This window comes from Streptomyces sp. R28 (genome assembly GCF_041052385.1).
In the GTDB taxonomy this organism is placed as follows: domain Bacteria; phylum Actinomycetota; class Actinomycetes; order Streptomycetales; family Streptomycetaceae; genus Streptomyces.
On sequence record NZ_CP163439.1, the window covers coordinates 10,396,595 to 10,414,182 of the forward strand.

The 17,588-nt window shown below is 71.9% G+C and carries 15 protein-coding genes; 3 read left to right on the forward strand and 12 right to left on the reverse strand.

What is annotated here, in order from left to right; translation table 11 throughout:
* Window positions 1-17: 17 nt before the first annotated feature.
* Window positions 18-1,118: a YihY/virulence factor BrkB family protein gene (locus AB5J49_RS45375; protein WP_369174709.1), complete on the reverse strand. Its 1,101-nt coding sequence runs from the start codon at window positions 1,116-1,118 to the stop codon at window positions 18-20.
* Window positions 1,119-1,433: 315 nt separating this feature from the next.
* On the opposite strand from AB5J49_RS45375, the gene AB5J49_RS45380 reads away from it, so the two are divergent.
* Window positions 1,434-2,606, forward strand: coding sequence for an alanine--tRNA ligase-related protein (locus AB5J49_RS45380; protein ID WP_369174710.1), 1,173 nt, complete (start codon window positions 1,434-1,436; stop codon window positions 2,604-2,606).
* Between the two features lie 99 nt (window positions 2,607-2,705).
* Here AB5J49_RS45380 and AB5J49_RS45385 read toward each other — a convergent pair whose 3' ends face one another.
* Window positions 2,706-3,071: a nuclear transport factor 2 family protein gene (locus AB5J49_RS45385; RefSeq protein WP_369174711.1), complete on the reverse strand. Its 366-nt coding sequence runs from the start codon at window positions 3,069-3,071 to the stop codon at window positions 2,706-2,708.
* 172 nt (window positions 3,072-3,243) lie between these two features.
* On the opposite strand from AB5J49_RS45385, the gene AB5J49_RS45390 reads away from it, so the two are divergent.
* A complete protein-coding gene (locus tag AB5J49_RS45390) occupies window positions 3,244-3,486 on the forward strand; it encodes a hypothetical protein (RefSeq protein WP_369174712.1) in 243 nt (80 codons plus the stop codon).
* A gap of 74 nt (window positions 3,487-3,560) precedes the next feature.
* Here AB5J49_RS45390 and AB5J49_RS45395 read toward each other — a convergent pair whose 3' ends face one another.
* The 9 genes from AB5J49_RS45395 to AB5J49_RS45435 form a co-directional block, all read right to left on the reverse strand.
* Window positions 3,561-4,760: a type III PLP-dependent enzyme gene (locus AB5J49_RS45395; protein ID WP_369174713.1), complete on the reverse strand. Its 1,200-nt coding sequence runs from the start codon at window positions 4,758-4,760 to the stop codon at window positions 3,561-3,563.
* Window positions 4,757-6,553, reverse strand: coding sequence for an IucA/IucC family siderophore biosynthesis protein (locus AB5J49_RS45400; protein ID WP_369174714.1), 1,797 nt, complete (start codon window positions 6,551-6,553; stop codon window positions 4,757-4,759). The genes AB5J49_RS45395 and AB5J49_RS45400 overlap by 4 nt, the downstream gene beginning before the upstream one ends.
* Window positions 6,553-7,749: an MFS transporter gene (locus AB5J49_RS45405; RefSeq protein WP_369174715.1), complete on the reverse strand. Its 1,197-nt coding sequence runs from the start codon at window positions 7,747-7,749 to the stop codon at window positions 6,553-6,555. The genes AB5J49_RS45400 and AB5J49_RS45405 overlap by 1 nt, the downstream gene beginning before the upstream one ends.
* On the reverse strand, window positions 7,746-9,425 hold the full coding sequence (locus tag AB5J49_RS45410; RefSeq protein WP_369174716.1) for an IucA/IucC family protein: 1,680 nt from the start codon (window positions 9,423-9,425) through the stop codon (window positions 7,746-7,748). The genes AB5J49_RS45405 and AB5J49_RS45410 overlap by 4 nt, the downstream gene beginning before the upstream one ends.
* Window positions 9,422-10,597 (reverse strand): acetyl-CoA carboxylase biotin carboxylase subunit family protein, encoded by a 1,176-nt coding sequence (locus AB5J49_RS45415; RefSeq protein WP_369174717.1) that lies wholly within the window; start codon window positions 10,595-10,597, stop codon window positions 9,422-9,424. Before AB5J49_RS45415 ends, AB5J49_RS45410 begins: the two co-directional genes overlap by 4 nt.
* A 90-nt stretch (window positions 10,598-10,687) precedes the next feature.
* Window positions 10,688-11,701: an ABC transporter substrate-binding protein gene (locus AB5J49_RS45420; RefSeq protein WP_369174718.1), complete on the reverse strand. Its 1,014-nt coding sequence runs from the start codon at window positions 11,699-11,701 to the stop codon at window positions 10,688-10,690.
* A 33-nt stretch (window positions 11,702-11,734) separates the two neighbouring features.
* Window positions 11,735-12,553: an ABC transporter ATP-binding protein gene (locus AB5J49_RS45425; RefSeq protein ID WP_369175468.1), complete on the reverse strand. Its 819-nt coding sequence runs from the start codon at window positions 12,551-12,553 to the stop codon at window positions 11,735-11,737.
* A 44-nt stretch (window positions 12,554-12,597) separates the two neighbouring features.
* Window positions 12,598-13,647: a FecCD family ABC transporter permease gene (locus AB5J49_RS45430; RefSeq protein ID WP_369174719.1), complete on the reverse strand. Its 1,050-nt coding sequence runs from the start codon at window positions 13,645-13,647 to the stop codon at window positions 12,598-12,600.
* A complete protein-coding gene (locus tag AB5J49_RS45435; protein ID WP_369175469.1) occupies window positions 13,644-14,636 on the reverse strand; it encodes a FecCD family ABC transporter permease in 993 nt (330 codons plus the stop codon). Before AB5J49_RS45435 ends, AB5J49_RS45430 begins: the two co-directional genes overlap by 4 nt.
* Before the next feature lie 207 nt (window positions 14,637-14,843).
* Between AB5J49_RS45435 and AB5J49_RS45440 the strand changes: the two genes are divergently transcribed.
* The gene (locus tag AB5J49_RS45440) at window positions 14,844-15,689 is read left to right on the forward strand and encodes a (2Fe-2S)-binding protein (protein WP_369174720.1); all 846 of its coding nucleotides are present in this window, start codon (window positions 14,844-14,846) and stop codon (window positions 15,687-15,689) included.
* Between the two features lie 142 nt (window positions 15,690-15,831).
* Here the strand turns inward: AB5J49_RS45440 and AB5J49_RS45445 are convergent, their stop codons facing one another.
* On the reverse strand, window positions 15,832-17,586 hold the full coding sequence (locus AB5J49_RS45445) for an ABC transporter ATP-binding protein (protein ID WP_369174721.1): 1,755 nt from the start codon (window positions 17,584-17,586) through the stop codon (window positions 15,832-15,834).
* Window positions 17,587-17,588: the final 2 nt, after the last annotated feature.

A 17,588-nucleotide genomic window follows, 5' to 3' on the forward strand; every position in this document is an offset into this window, starting at 1 on the left:
CGCCCGGCGCTGTGCCGTCAGGGACCGCGCAGGCGTGGACGGTCCTGTTCGTCCCACGCGCGGGTGTCGCGCGGCGGCGTGTACGGCTCCTCGTCGGGTGGGTGACCGCCGGCGATCGCGCGCTGTCGTACGGCCTCCGCGTCGAACTCCAGGCCGAGCAGAATGGCCAGGTTGCCGACCCACAGCCAGATCAGGAAGACGATCACGCCCGCCATGGTGCCGTAGGTCCTGTTGTACGAGGCGAAGTTGGCGACGTAGAACGCGAAGCCCACGGAGGCGATCAGCCAGATCAGCAGGGCGAGGAAGCTGCCCGGCGTGATCCACCTGAAGCCGCGCACCTTGGCGTTCGGGGTCGCCCAGTACAGGATCGCGATCATGGTGGTCACCAGGACGGCCAGGACGGGCCACTTGGCGATGGCCCAGACCGTCAGGGCCGTGTCCCCGATGCCCAGCGTGGAGCCGACCTGGCGGGCCAGCGCGCCGGTGAAGACGACGATCAGCGCGCTGATCACGGCCAGCACCATGAGCACGACGGTCACCGCGAGCCGGATCGGGAGGACCTTCCACACCGGGCGCCCCTCGGGCATGTCGTAGACCGCGTTGGCGGTGCGGATGAAGGCCGCGACATAGCCGGAGGCCGACCACACCGCCAGGACGAGACCGACGACGGCCATGACGGAGCCGAGACCGCCGTTGCCCTGCAACTGCTCGACCGCACGCGTGAGGATGTCCCGGGCCGAGCCGGGGGCGAGCTGGTTGATGTTGTCCAGGACCTTGTCGGTGGCCGACCTGCCGACCAGCCCGAGCAGGGACACCAGCACCAGCATGGCCGGGAAGAGCGAGAGCACGCTGTAGTAGGTCAGGGCCGCCGCGCGGTCGGTGAGCTCGTCGTCCTTGAACTCCCGCAGGGTGCCCTTCAGCACCGCCCGCCACGATCGTCGCGGCAGCTCGGACGGCGTGTCGGGCGCCCGCTGCTCCACCTGCGGGTCGGGCCCGAAGTGCTCCTGCGAGGTCTCCGCCCCGGCTGCGCCCTGCTCTGGCCGGTCGGTGGCCGGTGGCGTAGGGGGACTGCGTCGCGCCCGGTGATCTTTGTGCCTGGATTTGAGAAGCCGAGTCATGCTCCCCCGGGTATCCCGGCCGTGCCCCGCTCAAGCGCCGCCGCACGAGTGCGGACCGGCGGCCCCGTCCACCGCCCGGTCGGCGCGGGAGGAAAACCCCGCGACGGCTCCGATGCCGACTGTTACCGTCGCTCCCATGAAGGTCATCAGGCACACCGACACCGCAGCCGCGCGAGCGCCCCGCTCCACGGCTGCCGACGCCTGATCCCCATCCCTCCCGGCGGCCGGAAACGGCCCGCCGGTGTGTGCCTCCTCCTTCCCTGGTCGCACTCTGTTCCGCGGCTCTTTCCGGTCCCCCCGACCGAAGGAACCCCCATGAACACCGACCAGATCGTCCGCACCTTCACCGACTACTTCCGCGAGCGCGGACACGAGATCGTCACCGGTGGCACACTCCTGCCCTCGCCCGCCGACCCCGTGCTGTTCACCACCTCGGGCATGCACCCGCTCACGCCCTACCTCGAAGGCCGCCCCCACCCACAGGGCCGGCGCCTGATCAGCCTCCAGCGCTGTCTGCGCACCACCGACCTCGACGAGGTCGCCGACCGCACCCATCTGACGGTGTTCGAGATGCTCGGCTCCTGGTCGCTGGGCGACTACGGCCATGAGCAGAGCCTGCGTTGGGGCTACGAGCTGCTGCGCGACGGCTTCGGCATCCCGCCCGGGCGCATGTACGTCACCGTCTTCGGCGGCGACGACGAGGTCGGCCCCGACACCGAATCGCTGGTCACCTGGCGGGAGTTGGGCCTTCCCGTGGAGCCGACCAGGGACGAGAACTGGTGGTCCCACGACCCCGTCGGCCTGTGCGGTCCCGACTCGGAGATCTTCGTATGGACCGGCGACCCCGGGACCCCACCACAGGACACCCCCACCACCGACCTGCGGTGGGTCGAGGTCTGGAACCACGTCAGCATGCGCTACCGCCGCCACGACGACGGCAGCCTCCAGCCCCTCCAACGGCCCAGTATCGACACGGGTATGGGACTGGAACGACTCGTCACGGTCCTGCAGGGCCACAACTCCGTCTACGACAGCGACCTGTTCGAACCCTGGAGGAGGCTCCTGCCGCCGCTGTGGAACCTGGACGAGACCTCGACCCGGCTGGTCTGCGACCACCTGCGCTCCGCCATCGTCGTCATCGGCGACGGCGTACGGCCGTCAAACACCGGACGCGGCTACGTCCTGCGCCGCCTGGTCCGCCGCGTCCTCACGACACTGTGGCGCTCCGATCCCTCACGCACACTCTCCGGCCTGCCCGACGAACTCCTCGGGCACACGCTGGACCACTTCCGGCAACCCCTCGGAACCGGGCCGGTGCGCGAGGTGCTGGTGGACGAGGAACGGCGGTTCGGCAGGCTCCTGGAGCGCGGGCGCCGGGTGCTGGGCCGACCGGAGTTCAACGGCCCGTTGAGCGAAGAGGACTACCACTATCTCCATGACACGCACGGCCTGCCGCGCGAACTCGTCACTACGCTCCGCACGCCCTGACAGCTGACAGCTGACAAGGACGGGCCGGGAAGGTCCAGGTCAGCCACGAGCCGACCTGGACCTGCAACAGTCGGCAGTCCCTTCCTGCTCGTCCGTCTGCTACTCGTCCCACGCCTCGATCAGGATCTGCCGGGAGATCTTGCCGTCGCGCAGCGTGATCATCGACTCGGACAGGACGCGCACCCCGTCCGCGTACTCACAGGACTCGCTGTAGGCCGCGTGGTCACCCTGGATCACGCATCCCTCCAGCTTGTGCGTCATGTCGCGGCTGTAGACGTCGCTCAGCATGTCGGCGATCTCGCCTCGGCCATGCAGCACCTTGGGGTGGCTGGGCTGGGCGTTGCGGTTCACGACGCGCAGCTCCGCGTCGTCCGTGTACAGCGACAGAAGCGTCTGAGGGGTCCGTCCCTCTATACCCCGGCGCAGTGTTTCGGTGTCGAACGAGGGGCTCGTGGCTGTGCCCATGGTGACCTCCTTCGAGGCCCGCGGCAGGGGCGAGGTACGGACCGCGAAAGCCTCTCCTTCCGAGGCTCCTCCGCCCCGGCGGACTCGGCAAGCGCAGCCGCAGCGGTGCGCCTGACGAGTGAGTGGCGCCGGGCGGCCGTGTCCGGCGACGGCCCGCCGCGTTGCAGAAAGCATGATCTCAACACGACGTATCGTCGCCGCCGTTGGTCTGGCTGCCGGAATCACCGGACTCACCGTGCCGATGGCGAACGCGGCCGACGTGGGCGCCCCCAAGGCCGGCTCGCTGAACCCGATCGCCACGCTCGACTCGCTCGCCCAGACCGGCATCCCCGAGGAGCACAGGCAGCGGGTCCCGCGGGTCTCCCAGCACCTGGGCCACCTCAACCACCTCAACGGCCTGAAGCAGCTCCCCTAGGTCACCGACCCACGGCAAGGGCCGCCCGGATCGCGCCGGGCGGCCCTTCGCGTGTGCCGAGAGTGACGCGCCGACTACCCGGCGGCGTCCAGGAAGTGGAAGCCCGGCCTGGGGTGCATCAGGAAGTCGTGGTGGGAGATGTTCCAGGCGTAGGCCCCCGCCAGCGAGAACGCCACCCGGTCCCCGGCCCGCAGGCCGGGCGCGGGCACATGGCGGGCCAGCAGGTCCTTCGGCGTGCACAGCTGGCCGGAGAGGGCGACCCGCTCGCCCTCGGCGGCAGGGCGCGGCCACGGATGCGGCCAGGTGTCCACCGGCAGTACGGCAGCGGGCTGGTCGTGTCCCTTGGTCGCCGGGGTCCGCAGATGATGCGTGCCGCCCCGCACGACGCCGAACTCCTCGCCGTGACTGCGCTTCACGTCCAGCACCTCGGTGGCGTACCAGCCGCAGTACGCCGTCAGCGCCCGGCCCGGCTCGATGCGCAGCGTCAGCTCCGGGTGCGCCTCGGTGAGCCGGGCGAGCCCCTTGCCGTACGCGGCCCAGTCGAAGCGGCCCTGAGGGTCGGCGTAGTCGACGTGCATGCCGCCGCCGACGTTCACCTCGGCGAGCGGCACGCCCAGGCCCGTCGCCCACGTCACGATCGACTCCGCGACCGCGACCTGCTCGGCCGCCTGAAGGCCGCTGGCCAAGTGGGCGTGGACGCCCCGCAGTTCGAGCTGCGGATACGTCCCGTCGGTGAGGGCGCGGACAACCTCGGCGGCCCGGTCCGGGTCCATACCGAACGGTGTCGGACGCCCGCCCATCGCCAGCGAGCTGCCCGCCAACGATCCGTCGGCCACCGGCAGGTTGACCCGGGGCAGCACCGCCACCCGCCGGCCCGGCGCGTACCGCCGGGCCAACTCGGCCAGCATGCGCACCTCATAGCCGCTCTCGACGTGGAAGCGCTCGACTTCCCTCTCCAGCGCGGCCGTCACCTCGTCCGGCGTCTTGCCGGGCCCTCCGAAGGCGAGCGGGCGGCCCGGCACCGCCCCCGCGACATGGGCGAGTTCGCCCCCCGAGGAGACCTCGAAACCGTCGACGTACGGGCCGAGCGCGGCGAGGATCTCCGGCTCCGGGTTGGCCTTGGCGGCGTAGTACAGCTCGACCCGCTCGGGCAGGGCGCCCCGCACGGCGGCGGCGTGGGTGCGCAGAGCCGCCAAGTCGTAGACGTAGGCGGGGAGTTCGGCGGAGGGCAGGGACAGGACGCGGTCGCGGACCGCGGGTGTGGGCTCGGTCATCGGGCAGCACTTCCGCTCGTGTCGCGCAGGATGTCCTCGGCGAGGGGGGACGGCAGCCGGACGTAACCGGCCTCGCGGTCGGCCTTGCGCTCCCAGCGGGTGAGCAGGTTGGCCTTGGCGGGCAGCGGTACCCCGGCGAGCAGGGCGGCGAGACGGGGCGGGCAGCCGTTCCGGTCGGCGTACGTCCGCAGCGTTTCACGCACCCGCGCCCACAGCGCGGCCTCCGCCTCGGGGTGCAGATCGGCGAGCGCGGCGAGCAGCTCGGCGATGTGGTTGACCAGCAGGCAGTAGACGACCCGGTCCCAGCCGCGCTGTGCGTCGTACGTCATCGGGCCCGCGACCTCGGGCGGCAGCGCGGCGAGGGTGTCCTCGTGGTGGTCGGGGATCAGCTTGGTGCCCTCCAGGTCGCGGAAGAGGACCTGGGCCGGCATGCCGTCGCCGTCCACACAGACCAGGACGTTCTGCAGGTGCGGCTCCAGGACCAGGCCGTGGTCGAAGTAGGCGGACATGACCGGCGGGACGAGCAGCTCCAGATACGCCGACCACCAGTCGAGGGCGGTGCGGGCGTCCGCGCCCTGAAGGAGGCGGGAGATGTGCGCGGCGCCGGTCGGGTACTCGTCGGCCACCGCGGCCGCCAGCAGGGGAGTGGTGGCCGGTGCGAGGCGCTGCGGGAGGCCTTCGCGGACGATGACGCCGAAGCCCTCGAACAGCTCGCGGTCCGGCGTGCCGTCCGGGCCGGGGAGGGCGAGCGTACGGTAGGCGGGCTCGCGGAGCACCGCGCTGCCGGGGAAACGCTCGGCCAGGTCGGCGAGCGCCGGGGCCAGGACACGGGTGAGGGCGACGGCTCCCGACAGCTCGTAAGTGCTGTTCTTGCGCAGGCAGTTGGTGATCCGCACGTTCAGGCTGAACTTCAGGAACGTCTCGCCGTCGTACAGGGTGCGGACCGACGCCGTCGCGGCGAAGGGCTGCCCGCCCGGGCCGAGGTCGAGGACGTCGCCGCGGTCGAGGGCCGCGCGCAACAACGGGTGCTCACGGAGCGTCTCGTACTGCCAGGGGTGGGCGGGCAGCAGACGGTAGCCGTCGGGGACGTCCGTGCGCTGCCGGTCCAGCGGGGCGACGGCCAAGGCTTCGACGTACTCCTCGGCGATCAGGTCGGCGCGCACGGCGAGGTGCCGCAGCGGGAAGGTGGCCCCGACCTCCGGGGCGTACGCGGACCAGGCGCGCGGGTCGCCGGTGCGGGCCTTGGGGGTGGGGTGGAAGCGGTGGCCGAACAGGAGGGACTGCTCGGAGGCGAGGTAGGCGGGGAGAGGGGCGAGGGGGTCGGCCGAGGACGAGGCCGCGCGCGGGGCGGCCAGCGCGGTCGCCACGGCCTGGTGGCTGGAGGCGATCTGCTCCAGGAACTCCTCGTTGCGCACGCCCGTACGCAGCGACAGCTCGTCGTGCGTGTACTCGGCCAGACGCCGCCAGTCCACCTCCGCCCAGTCGCCGTCGCGCTGTTCGCTGACCGGGCCGGTGAACCGGTGCGCCCCGAGGAGCGAGGACCGGCGCAGGGCGACGCGCAGGAGGACCCCGCGGCGGGGCAGGCGCAGCAGCAGGTTGCCGTCCGTGACGACCGTCTGGCGTTCGGGGCCGGACACCTCGCGCAGCAGGCAGTTGAGCAGGGTGTGGGCCACCGCTTCGTCGGCGGTGGGCAGTGCGGGCGCCGGCAGTTCGGCGGGGGCGACGGGAGTACCGCCCTGCTCGGGCGTGGAGAGCTTGGAGGAGCTCCCGAGGGAGTCGGTCAGGGAGGGCATCAGCGGCTCCGGCGGGTGCGGTGGTTCAGTGCGGGGAGAAGAATCACGACGACGGTGAGGGCGGCAGCGGCACCGCCGGTCAGCACGGGGGCGGCCGGTCCGAAGCGGGCGCTGCCCACCGCCGCGGCCACGCCGGCGGCGACCGCGCCGGCCTTGGAGAAGAACTCCAGCGAACCGAACATCCCGCCCGGCGCACGGCCCCTCGCGCAGTCGGCGGCCAACACCGACAGACACACCAGGCCGAGGGTGAGCCCCGCGCCGAGCAGCAGCCGTACGGCGATCAGCGTGGTCAGGGAACCGGCGACGCCGTGCCCGGCGAGCCCGAGCGCGATACAGGCGAAGCCGAGCGCGATCCCGGCCCGCGGCCGGTTGTGGAACGCGGCGTGCACCGCCAGCGCCGCCACCAGATAGACCAGGTGGGGCAGCGCGAACAGCACACCGGACAGCGCCGGCGAGGTCCCCGGGAGACGGTCGTCGACGAGCGCGATCAGATAGGGGAAGGAGATGACGGTGGAGAACACGAAGGCGAACTCCAGCGCGTACAGCGCCCTGAGCGAGACCACCGCAGGCGTGTCGTCAGTTGTCTCGCGCTTGGTTTCACGCTGCTCGACGGGCTCGGGTTCGGGCAGCGCCGCGAGCAACAGGGCGGCCGTCAGCGGCAGTACGGCGAGCAGGGCGTACTGCCGGTGCGGGGAGAGCCAGCCGGACAGCGAGCCGACCACGATCGGCGCGACCACCAGCGCGGCCCGGGCGCTTCCCTGCATCAGGGTGAGCGCCTTGGACAGCGCGGGGCCCTCCAGAGCGGCGCCCAGATAGCCGTTGGATGCGGCGAACGTGCCGCCCAGGATGCCCTGGAGCACCAGCGCCACCGTGAACGTGGCCAGCGAGTCCGCCCAGCCCGCGAGCAGGAAGGACACGGTGAGTCCCAACTGGGCGCGCAGCAGCAGCCGTTTGCGGCCGAACCGGTCCGCGAGCCGTCCCCACAGCGGGGCGCCGAGCGCACCGAACACGGTCGGCACGATGTAGAGCACGCCCGCCCAGCGGGCACCCCGGTCGCCCAGCTCCGGCAGGATCTGGGTGAGATACGGCGGCAGGCCGAGCGCGGCGAACGAGGCCACGAAGTAGCAGCCGGCCACCGCGTGCACGTGCCCGCGTCGGCTCCCGGTGCGCGGCATCCGCAGAGTCTGCACGGTCATGCCGAACCACCGCCCGGCAGAAGGTAGTTGGGGCCGGTCGTGTAGTGCTTGTTGATGTCGGCGGCGCCCGAACGCTCCTTGGACAGGAGTGTCCCGGCCGTCACCATCGCCTTCACCGGCAGTCGCGGCGCGTCCAGCACGCGGGCGCGCAGGACAGCCCCCGCGTCGCCGCCGAGCCGGTCCACCGCCTCCGTCAGCCGGTCACGGATGAGGTCCAGCAGGGCCTGGCGGTGTCCGGTGAGCCCGAACGCGTAGGACCCCGCGCACAGATGGACCGTGATGGTGGCGAACACGTCGGCGACCGGCCCGTCGTCCGTACCGAAGATCCGCGCGTCGTCGAAGTCCCACGGCCCGGGGAGCACGGCGGCCAGCCGCTCGGTGTTGATACGCGGCCCGTCGTTGTCCTTGAACAGCAGCCGCAGATTCCCCGGCCGCAGCACCACCGAGATGTTCTGCTGGTGCGACTCCAGCGCGATGCCGTACCCGAACAGCGTCGTCTGCCAGTCGAACAGCAGCGTCAGGAGGGCGTCCAGCAGGGCGAGCGGGTCGCCGCCGTAGAAGCGGTCGGCGAGGTGGCCGACGACCGGCCGCCCGTCGGGTGCCTCGGCGAGCAGGGCCGCCAGCGGTACGACCACCGAGTCGTCGAGCCCGGCCGGGTAGCGGCGGCACAGGACCGCCAGCAGCTCGTGACCGGCGTGCGCGTACGTCGTCTCGTCGGCGTGCAGGACCGTGTCCCGGAAGCGGGGCTCCCGGGCGATCACGGCTTGAAGGAGCCGCTGTCCGGCCGCGCCGTCGATCAGCGTGCCGGGCTTGACGGTCCGCTTGTTGCGCAGGCCCAACGTGGAGGTGGCGAGGGGGAGTTTGAGGTGCAGTGCGGGATCCGCGACCGTGGCGACGGTACGCATCGACAGGGTCGGCACGACCTCCAGGTGGGCGCGGTCGGAGAACACCGCGCCCTCGGGGAGACCGGCGGCCGACAGCGCGTCGACGGTCAACGGATGGACGGGCAGGGCCACATGGGTGTCCCGCACCCCGGGCAGTCCGAGCGTCGCGGGCGTGGGCCAGGACTGCGGGAGTGCGCCGGCCAGGGTGACCGACTCCCGGGGCACGGCGAGCCAGCGCAGTGCGAAACGCGGATGGAACTCCGGGGCGTACGCGCGCAGTTGCTCCTCGGTCAGCCCGGAGCGGCCGCGCGCGGTCGGGTAGACGGGATGGTCGATGCGGGCGGCGAGGGTCTCGTACGCCAGAGTCCCGCCGAGCCCGATCCGGTTCCCGATCCTGTCCATGACCTCCGTACGCGTCGCTGCGTGCAGCCGCAGGGTGGCCAGCGTCTGCCGGCACTCCTCGGCGAAGGCGTCGAAGCCGCCCTGGTCCTGCGACTCGGCCAGCGCACGCAGCGCGCTCAGCACGGAGTCGCACGACGTCAGCTCGGCACCGTCCGACTCACGCACGAGGAGCGGCAGCCGGGCGGCGTACTCGCACTGGTAGCCGTCCTCGGTGACGGGCAGCAACAGGGCGTCGTCGCTTGTGGCCGCCAGGCGTATCCAGGGACCGTCCGGCCGCTGCGTCAGCGTGCCCTTCGTGCGCAGCCCGACCACGTCCTCGCGCAGCAGGGCGCTGAGCACCCGGGTGAGCAGCTCCGCCTCGCAGGTGTCCGTCAGGGGCGGTGCGGTCACGGCTGGATCTCCCAGCGCCGCTCGGCCAGGAAGTCGGCCACCACCCGGTCCACGGTCGGCTGGTCGGTGCCGGAGGCCCGCAGGACGCCGAGGTAGTCGCGGTTGGTCCCGTACAGCTCGTGCCGCTCGCCCACCGCACGCAGGGGACGGTACGTCAGATGCACGCCGTCGACCGTGAGGTCGGTGGCCGCGGGGGCGCCGATCAGCGTGCCGGCGCGGTCGGCGCACGGGTACTCCAGGCGAGCCGCGCCGTCGCGACGGGTGCCCAGGTCGGCCGGGAGGGGGTCGCCGAGGTGGGTGCGCAGGATGTGCTCGAAGAGCGGGATCTCCAGCAGCCGGGCCAGCAGCAGATCGCACTGGTCGCCGATGGCACGGTAGTTGACCTCGATGATCCGCGCCCGCCCGTCGTGCACCACGAACTCGGTGTGGCAGGCGCCGAACCCGACGCCCAGCGCGTCCAGTTGCTCCAGGACCTGCGCGACGACCGGCTCGGGGTGGGCGGGAACGAAGGTGAGACGCTCCTCGATGAAGTACGGCGGTGGCGACAGCTCGGTGTGGAAGCCGCCCAGCACATGGCGGAGGCTGCCGTCGCCGAGGGTCTCCAGGGTGAACAGGTCGCCCGGCAGGTACTCCTCTACGACGAGGACGGCACCCGGTCGGCGCTCCAGGATGGCCTTGGTACGCGTCACCAGTTCTTCGGGGCCGTCGACGAGGACCACGTCCTCGGAGGCCACGCCCTCACGCGGCTTGACCACACAGGGGTACGGCGCGTCGCCGGGCGCGACCGGTTCGGTCAGCTCGGCCGACCACACGGTGTCCACGCCGGCCGTCGCGAGCCGGCGGCGCATCTCGGCCTTGTCCTTGCAGCGCAGGGTGGCCCGCCAGTCCTTGCCGGGGAGTCCGAAGTAGGCGGCGGCCAGGGCGGCCTGGGTCTGGAGGTGGTCGCTGTTGGTGAAGACGGCGTCGGGCCGGTGGTGCGTCGAGATCCGGGTGATCACGGCGCGGAAGTCACGGACGTCGCACTGCAGGATCTCGACGTCCGGGTAGACGCGGCGGTGGGCCTCGGGCTGGTCGGTCAGGACGGTGACGTCCAGGCCCAGCCGGGCCGCGGCGGGCAGGAAGCCCTCGGTGACGGAGTCGGTCGGATTGAGCGCGAGCAGGTACAGGCGCATGGCAGAGGGACAACTTCCGCTAGCGGGTGGGGGGTTGGGGGCGGGCCCTGCCGGTCCGGGCGAGGGGCCCGCCCCCGTGAACAGCGGCGGCTACTTCGCCGGGAGCTCCACGCCGGTGGCCTTCGCCACGTCCTTGAGCATCTCCTCGGCGGCCTGGACGCCGATGCCGGACATCCACGTCTCGTCCGGCACCTCGAAGACCTTGCCGTCCTTCACGGCCGGGAGGTCCTTCCACACCGGGTTGGAGACGACCTGCTTCTTCTGGGTCTTGTCCTCCGCGTCGGCGGCCGTGACGAAGATCAGGTCGGCGTCGGCCTGGTCGATCTCCTCGGGGCTGACGTCCTTCATCGTGACCTCGGGGTCGCTGGAGATCTGCGACTTGGGCCGCTGGAAGCCGATGTCGTTCAGGACGACACCGCTGTAGGAGTTGGTCTGGTACAGGCGGGTCGGACCGGCGATGAAGCGGACCACGGACGCGGTCGGCATGGTGCCGCCGTCCTTCTTCTTGATGGCCGCACCGAGCGCCTTGGCCTGCGTCTCGTACTCCTTCAGCTTGGCCGTGGCCTCCTTCTCCAGGCCCAGCGCCTCGGCGTGGACCTTCAGGTTCTCCTTCCAGACACCGCCGGTGGTCTCGGTGAAGACGGTCGGGGCGATGGCGCTGAGCTTGTCGTAGACCTTCTCGTGCCGGACCTTGGAGGACAGGATCAGATCGGGCTTCAGCGAGGCGATCTTCTCCAGGTTCGGCTCCAGCAGCGGACCGACGTCGACGGTGTTCTTGAGCTCGCCGTCCAGGTACGTCGGGAAGCCGCCTGAAGTCTTGAAGTGCGGGGCGACCGCGCCGACCGGGTCGATGCCGAGCAGGGTGACGTCGTCCAGCTCACCGGTGTCGAGCACGACGACCCGCTTCGGCTGGGACGGGATCTTCACGTCGCCCATCACGGTCTTGACGGTGCGCGGGAAGGCGGAGCTGTCGCCCGCGGCCTTGGCCGCGTCGGTCTTGTCGGAGGAGTCCTCGCTGCCACAGGCGGCCAGAACGGCCGTACCGAGCAGGACGGAGAGCAGCACGGCGAGAAGCCGGCCGATTCCGCGCAGGGGAGAGCGCATGAACAATGGGGTCTTTCTGTGAGTGGGGAGTGATCACGCAGTCGCGGCGGTATGCCGCACCGCGCTGCTCTTCGGGATGACCAGCGGGGTGCCGGTCTCCGGGTCGGGAATCACCCGGCAGTCGACCTCGAACACGGACTTGACCAGCTCCGCGTCGAGAACGTCGGCCGGGGCGCCGGCGGCGGCGAGGCGGCCGTCCTTGAGGACCACCATGTGGTCCGCGTATCGGGCGGCCTGACCGAGGTCGTGCAGCACCATCACCACGGTGCGGCCCGCCTCGGCGTGCAGGGTGGCGACCAGGTCGAGGACGTCGAGCTGGTGCCGCAGGTCGAGGAACGTGGTGGGCTCGTCGAGCAGGAGCAGCTCGGTGTCCTGCGCCAACGCCAGGGCGATCCAGGCGCGTTGCCGCTGACCGCCGGAGAGCTGGTCCACGGGGTGGTCACGCAGTGCCGTGGTGCCGGTGCGCTCCAGGGCTTCGTCGACGGCCTTCTGGTCGGCGGCCGACCAGGGGCTGAGCAGCCGCTGATGGGGATAGCGGCCGAGTCGTACGAGCGCCTCGACGGTGATCGCCTCCGGAGTCACCGGCTGCTGCGGCAGCAGACCCATGCGGCGGGCGAGGGAACGGGCGGACATACGGTGGATGTCGGCGCCGTCGAGCGCCACGGTGCCGGCGGCCGGGGTGAGAAGCCGGCTGAGCCCCCTCAACAGGGTTGACTTGCCACAGGCGTTGGGGCCGACGATCGCCGTGACGGCGCCGCCCGGCAGGGTCAGGTCGAGACCGCCGACCACGATCCGGTCGCCGTAGCGCAGATCGAGGCCCTGCGTGGAGAGCTGGTTGGTGGTGGGGGGCATGTGCGGCTCCTGAAGACCGGTGGAGGGTTCGTGCCGGGTGCCGGTCATCGGTGACTCCTCTGGACGGGCGAGCTCTGGCGCAGCATCAGCACCAGCAGCCAGGGCGCGCCGAGCGTGGCGGTCATCGCGCCGACCGGCAGCCCCTCGATCGGCAGCAGGTGCTGCACGACCAGGTCGGAGCCGAGCAGCAGCACCGCGCCGGTGAGCCCGGCGAGGGCGAGGGACGCGGCGGTCGGGGGCCCGGTGACGAACCGCACGATGTGCGGCACGGCGAGCGCCACGAACGTCACGGGCCCGGCGAGCGCGGCGGCCAGCGACGCCAACGCGACGGCGACGAAGAGCAGTTGGAGCCGAGCCGAGGACGTACGGAGGCCGAGCGCGCCCGCCGAGTCATCGCCGAGGTCGAGCACGGCGAGCCTGCGATGCATCACGAGTGCGGTGGCGAACACGAGCACCATGGCGGCGCTCGCTTCCCACACCTCCGTCCAGGTCCGCCCGTACACCGAGCCGGTGATCCACTGCAGCGCCGAGCCGGCGAGCTCGGCCGGGAAGCGCACGACCATCAGGTTCACCGCGGCGGCCAGACCCGCCTGCACGGCGAGTCCGGTGAGCACCAGCCGGGTGACCGCGAGCCCGGAGCGCCAGGCGAACACGCCGAGCAGCAGCGCGGCGAGCAGCCCACCGCTCAGTGCCCCGACGGGGATCAGCGCCTGCGAGGCCCCGGCCGCGATCAGCGCGACCGCGCCCAGCGCCGCGCCGCCGGTTATTCCCATGACATCGGGCGACGCCAGCGGATTGCGGAACAGTCGCTGCAACACCAGGCCCGCGGCGCCCAGTCCGGCACCGGCGACGATCGCCGCGACCGACCGCGGCGCCCGGAACTGCTGCACCACCAGCACGTCGCCCGGATCCCCGAGCCCGACCAGCGCGCGCAGCGCCGTGCTCGCGGGCATCGGTATCTCACCCGTTGTCAGGGACACGGTGAGCAGCACGAACAGGAGGGCCAGACCGGTCGTGGCGAACACCAGGACGCGGCGCCGGACGCGGGCACGGGACGTGGACCTGGCCTGCACGGACACGACCGCGGCGCTCATCGGGCCACCCTCCGTGCCAGCAGCGCCAACAGCGGCGCACCCAGGAACGCGGTCACGATGCCGACCTCCAACTCCGAGGGACGGATCACCATCCGGCCGAGCACATCGGCCGTGAGCAACAGCAGGGGCCCCGCGATCAGACAGCCGGGCACCAGCAGTCGGTGGTCGCCGCCGAGCAGCGGCCGTACGAGATGGGGCGCGGCGAGCCCGATGAAGGCGACCGGACCGGCCACCGCGACCGCCGACCCGGCGAGCAGGATGACCGCGATGCCGCCGGCCAGCCGGATCCGGGCCACCGGAACGCCGAGCGCCTGGGCCGAATCGTCGCCCAGGGCAAGGGCGTTGAGGGCGGGGGAGACCGCCAGTGCGACCACCAGGCCGAGCAGCAGGGTCGGCAGTACCGGCCACAGCACGTCGAGGGTGCGGCCGGACAGTGATCCGGCCAGCCAGAAGCGGGCCTCGTCCAGCGTGCGCTGGTTCATCAGCATCACCGCCGACGTCCAGGACAGCAGCACGAGTTGGAGCACGGTGCCGCCCAACGCCAGCCGTACGGGGTCGATGTCTCCGGCGCGGCGGGCGAGGGCCTGTGCGAACAGGGCGGCGCCGCCCGCTCCGGCGAACGCGAACCACACGTACTGGGCAGGGCTGTTGAGCTTCAGCGCGAAGATGGCGACGACGACCGCGAACCCGGCGCCCGCGTTGATGCCGAGCGTGGTCGGCGAGGCGAGCGGATTGCGGGTGATGCCCTGGGCGACGGCGCCGGCGACACCGAGAGCGGCTCCGACGGCGAGTCCGATGACGGTGCGCGGCAGGCGCAGTCCGGTCACCACGAGGGCGTCGCGGCCATGGGCGTCGCCGAACAGCGCGTCCGTCACTGTGGACAGGGGCACCGAACGGGCGCCGAGGGCGAGACTCAGTGCGGTGCAGAGCGCCAAGGCCCCGATGCCGAAGAGGAAAAGCGGTATGTGCCTCAGGGCACGGAAGGACACACCTATGGGGGGTGCGTCCTGGTTGGTCGCAGTCACAAGCAGTCAGATTAGGTTAGCCTTGCTTTAGGCACAACTGCTGTGGGTTCGCTGTGACATGCGCAATAGATGATCGCCGCACCTTGTGCGACCTGGCCGTTTTCGTGTGATCATGGATGTAAGGCAAGCCTTGCCTAGCTGGTTCTGTTGAAGCCTCGCACAGGAGTGCCGATGCCCGTGGCCCTGAAGCCCTCGCCGACCGGCGCCGTCACGCGCACGCTCGGTGACGTCTACGGGCGCCTGACGGACATGTGTGACGTCCTGTCCGTGCGCGTCGCCGAACCCGGCACCGAGGCGGCCCGAGCGGGGGTGGGCGCGGCGGAGCTGACGCAGGACCAGTCCGTGCTGGACGCCTTCGTCGAGGCCGAGGCGGCCCGCATCCAGGAGCGCTACGGGAAGGTGCCGCGCCGTCATGTCGCCGCCTCCCGCGCCCTGCACGACTACGCATGGTCCGTCTCGCTGTTGATGAGCGGGGTCTGGTATCTGGAGCGCCGGGTGCCCCGGATCCGGCCCGAGGATCTGCGGCTGGACCTTGCCACGGCCGAGTTCACGCTCGTTCCCGGTACCGATCTGACCTGCCTGGCCGACGACCCTGTCGGGGCGCTCCCGGGAGTGGTGACGGTTCCTCATGAAGAGGCGCTGCGCGCCGGGTTGAGGGCCGCGGTCGCCGAGCACATGGAGCCGCTCCTGACCGCGATCGGCCCCACCGCACGGCGTGGCTCCCGCGCCCTGTGGGGCATGGTCGCCGACGACATGGTCTCCGGCATCTGGTACCTCGGCCGGACACTCGGCCGCGAGGACGACGCCGTACGGGCGGCCACCGAACTGCTGCCGACGAGCCTGGCCCCGTACCCGGCCGGCGCCGGCTTCCGCCACCTGACGACCGAAGACGGGCACCGGCACCCGACGCGCACCCGCAGCGGCTGCTGCATGTACTACACGATCCGTCCCGACGAGGCGTGCACCACCTGCCCCCGCACCAGCGACGCGGAACGGCTGCGCCGGCTGCAGGGCTGAAACGGCCTGTCGGCAGCGCCCAAAGGCGCGGGGCAGCAGTGAACATGCGGCTGTGCCGCGTGGGCGCGATCAGCCACGACGGCGCGGCGGACGACCGACGACCCCTCGTGGCGCTTCCCTCGCGGCACCACCAGCGGAGCGCTTACCCGGCCGTCGCCAGGAACTGCGTCGCCGCCAGCTCCGCGTAGAGCGGATCGGCCGCCACCAGTTCCCGGTGGGTGCCCACCGCGCGCACCCGGCCCGCGTCCATCACCACGATCCGGTCGGCCATCGTCACCGTGGACAGCCGGTGCGCGACGACCAGAACCGTGGTCGTACGGGCGACGTCGGCGACGGTGTCGCGCAGCGCCGCCTCGTTCACCGCGTCGAGCTGCGAGGTGGCCTCGTCGAGGAGCAGCAGGCGGGGGCGGCGCAGCAGGGCGCGGGCGATGGCCACGCGCTGGCGTTCGCCGCCGGAGAGCCTGGTGCCCCGGTGCCCGACGAGCGTGTCGACGCCGGCCGGCAGCCGGGCGACCAGGCCGTCGAGTCGGGTCGTGTTCAGTACGCGCGTGAGGGCGTCGTCGTCCGCGTCCGGGTTGCCCAGCAGCAGGTTGTCCCGCAGCGAACCGGACAGGACCGGGGCGTCCTGCTCCACATAGCCGATCGCGGAACGCAGTCGGGGCAGCTCCCAGTCGGCGAGGTCCTGCCCGTCGAGGGTGATGGTCCCGCCCTCGGGGTCGTAGAACCGCTCGATGAGGGAGAACACGGTCGTCTTGCCCGCGCCGGACGGGCCGACGAAGGCCGTCATGCCCTGGGCCGGCACGGCGAACGTCACCCCGTGGTGGACGTACGGCAGATCGTCGGCGTACCGGAAGCGCACGTCCTCGAACGCGACCGCGGCCGGGTCCGCCCCGGTGGTGGGCAACGGCGCGGGCGCGGCGGCCGGTTCGGCGGGCAGCCGCAGTGCCTCCTGGATCCGGGCGAGCGCCGCCGAGCCCGTCTGGTACTGCGTGATCGCGCCGACCACCTGCTGGATCGGCGACATCAGATAGAAGACGTAGAGCAGGAAGGCGACCAGCGTGCCGATGTCGATCGCCCCGGTCGCCACCCGGGCCCCGCCCACCGCGAGCACCGTGATGAACGCGATCTGCATGGCGAGCCCGGCCGTGTTGCCCGCCGCGGCCGACCACTTGGCGGCCCGCACACTCTGCCGCCACGATTCCTCGGCGGCCTCGTGCAGCGTCCGCTCCTCCCGGTGCTCGGCGCCCGAGGCCTTCACCGTGCGCAGCGCGCCGAGGATCCGCTCCAGCGAGGCCCCCATCACGCCGACCGCGTCCTGCGCCTGCCGGCTGGCCCGGTTGATGCGCGGCACGATCACGCCGAGGATCGTGCCGGCGCCCAGGATCACGGCGAGCGTGACCGCCAGCAGCACCGGATCCACCAGGCCCATCATCACCACCGTCGCCACCAGGGTGAGCCCTCCGGTGCCGAGGCCCACCAGCGAGTCGGTCGTGACCTCGCGCAGCAGCGTCGTGTCCGAGGTGATGCGGGCCATCAGATCGCCCGGCTCGGTACGGTCCACTGCGGTGATGCGCAGCCGCAGCAGATACGACGACAGGGCGCGCCGCGCGCCGAGGACCACCGACTCGGCGGTGCGCCGCAGCACGTACGAACCCAGCGCGCCGAGCGCCGCGTTCGCGACCACCAGCCCGGACATGATCAGCAGCGCCCCGGTGATGGCCCGGTCGTGCGACAGGTCGTCGATCAACTCCCGTGCCACCAGCGGCAGCAGCAGCCCGGTGGCGCCCGTGACCAGGGAGAGCACGGCGCCCGCCAGGAGGGCCCAGCGGTGCGGGCGTACATAGCCCAGAAGCACCCGCCAGGTGGGCGGTGCGGTTTCGGTCGCTGCGATGCTCACGG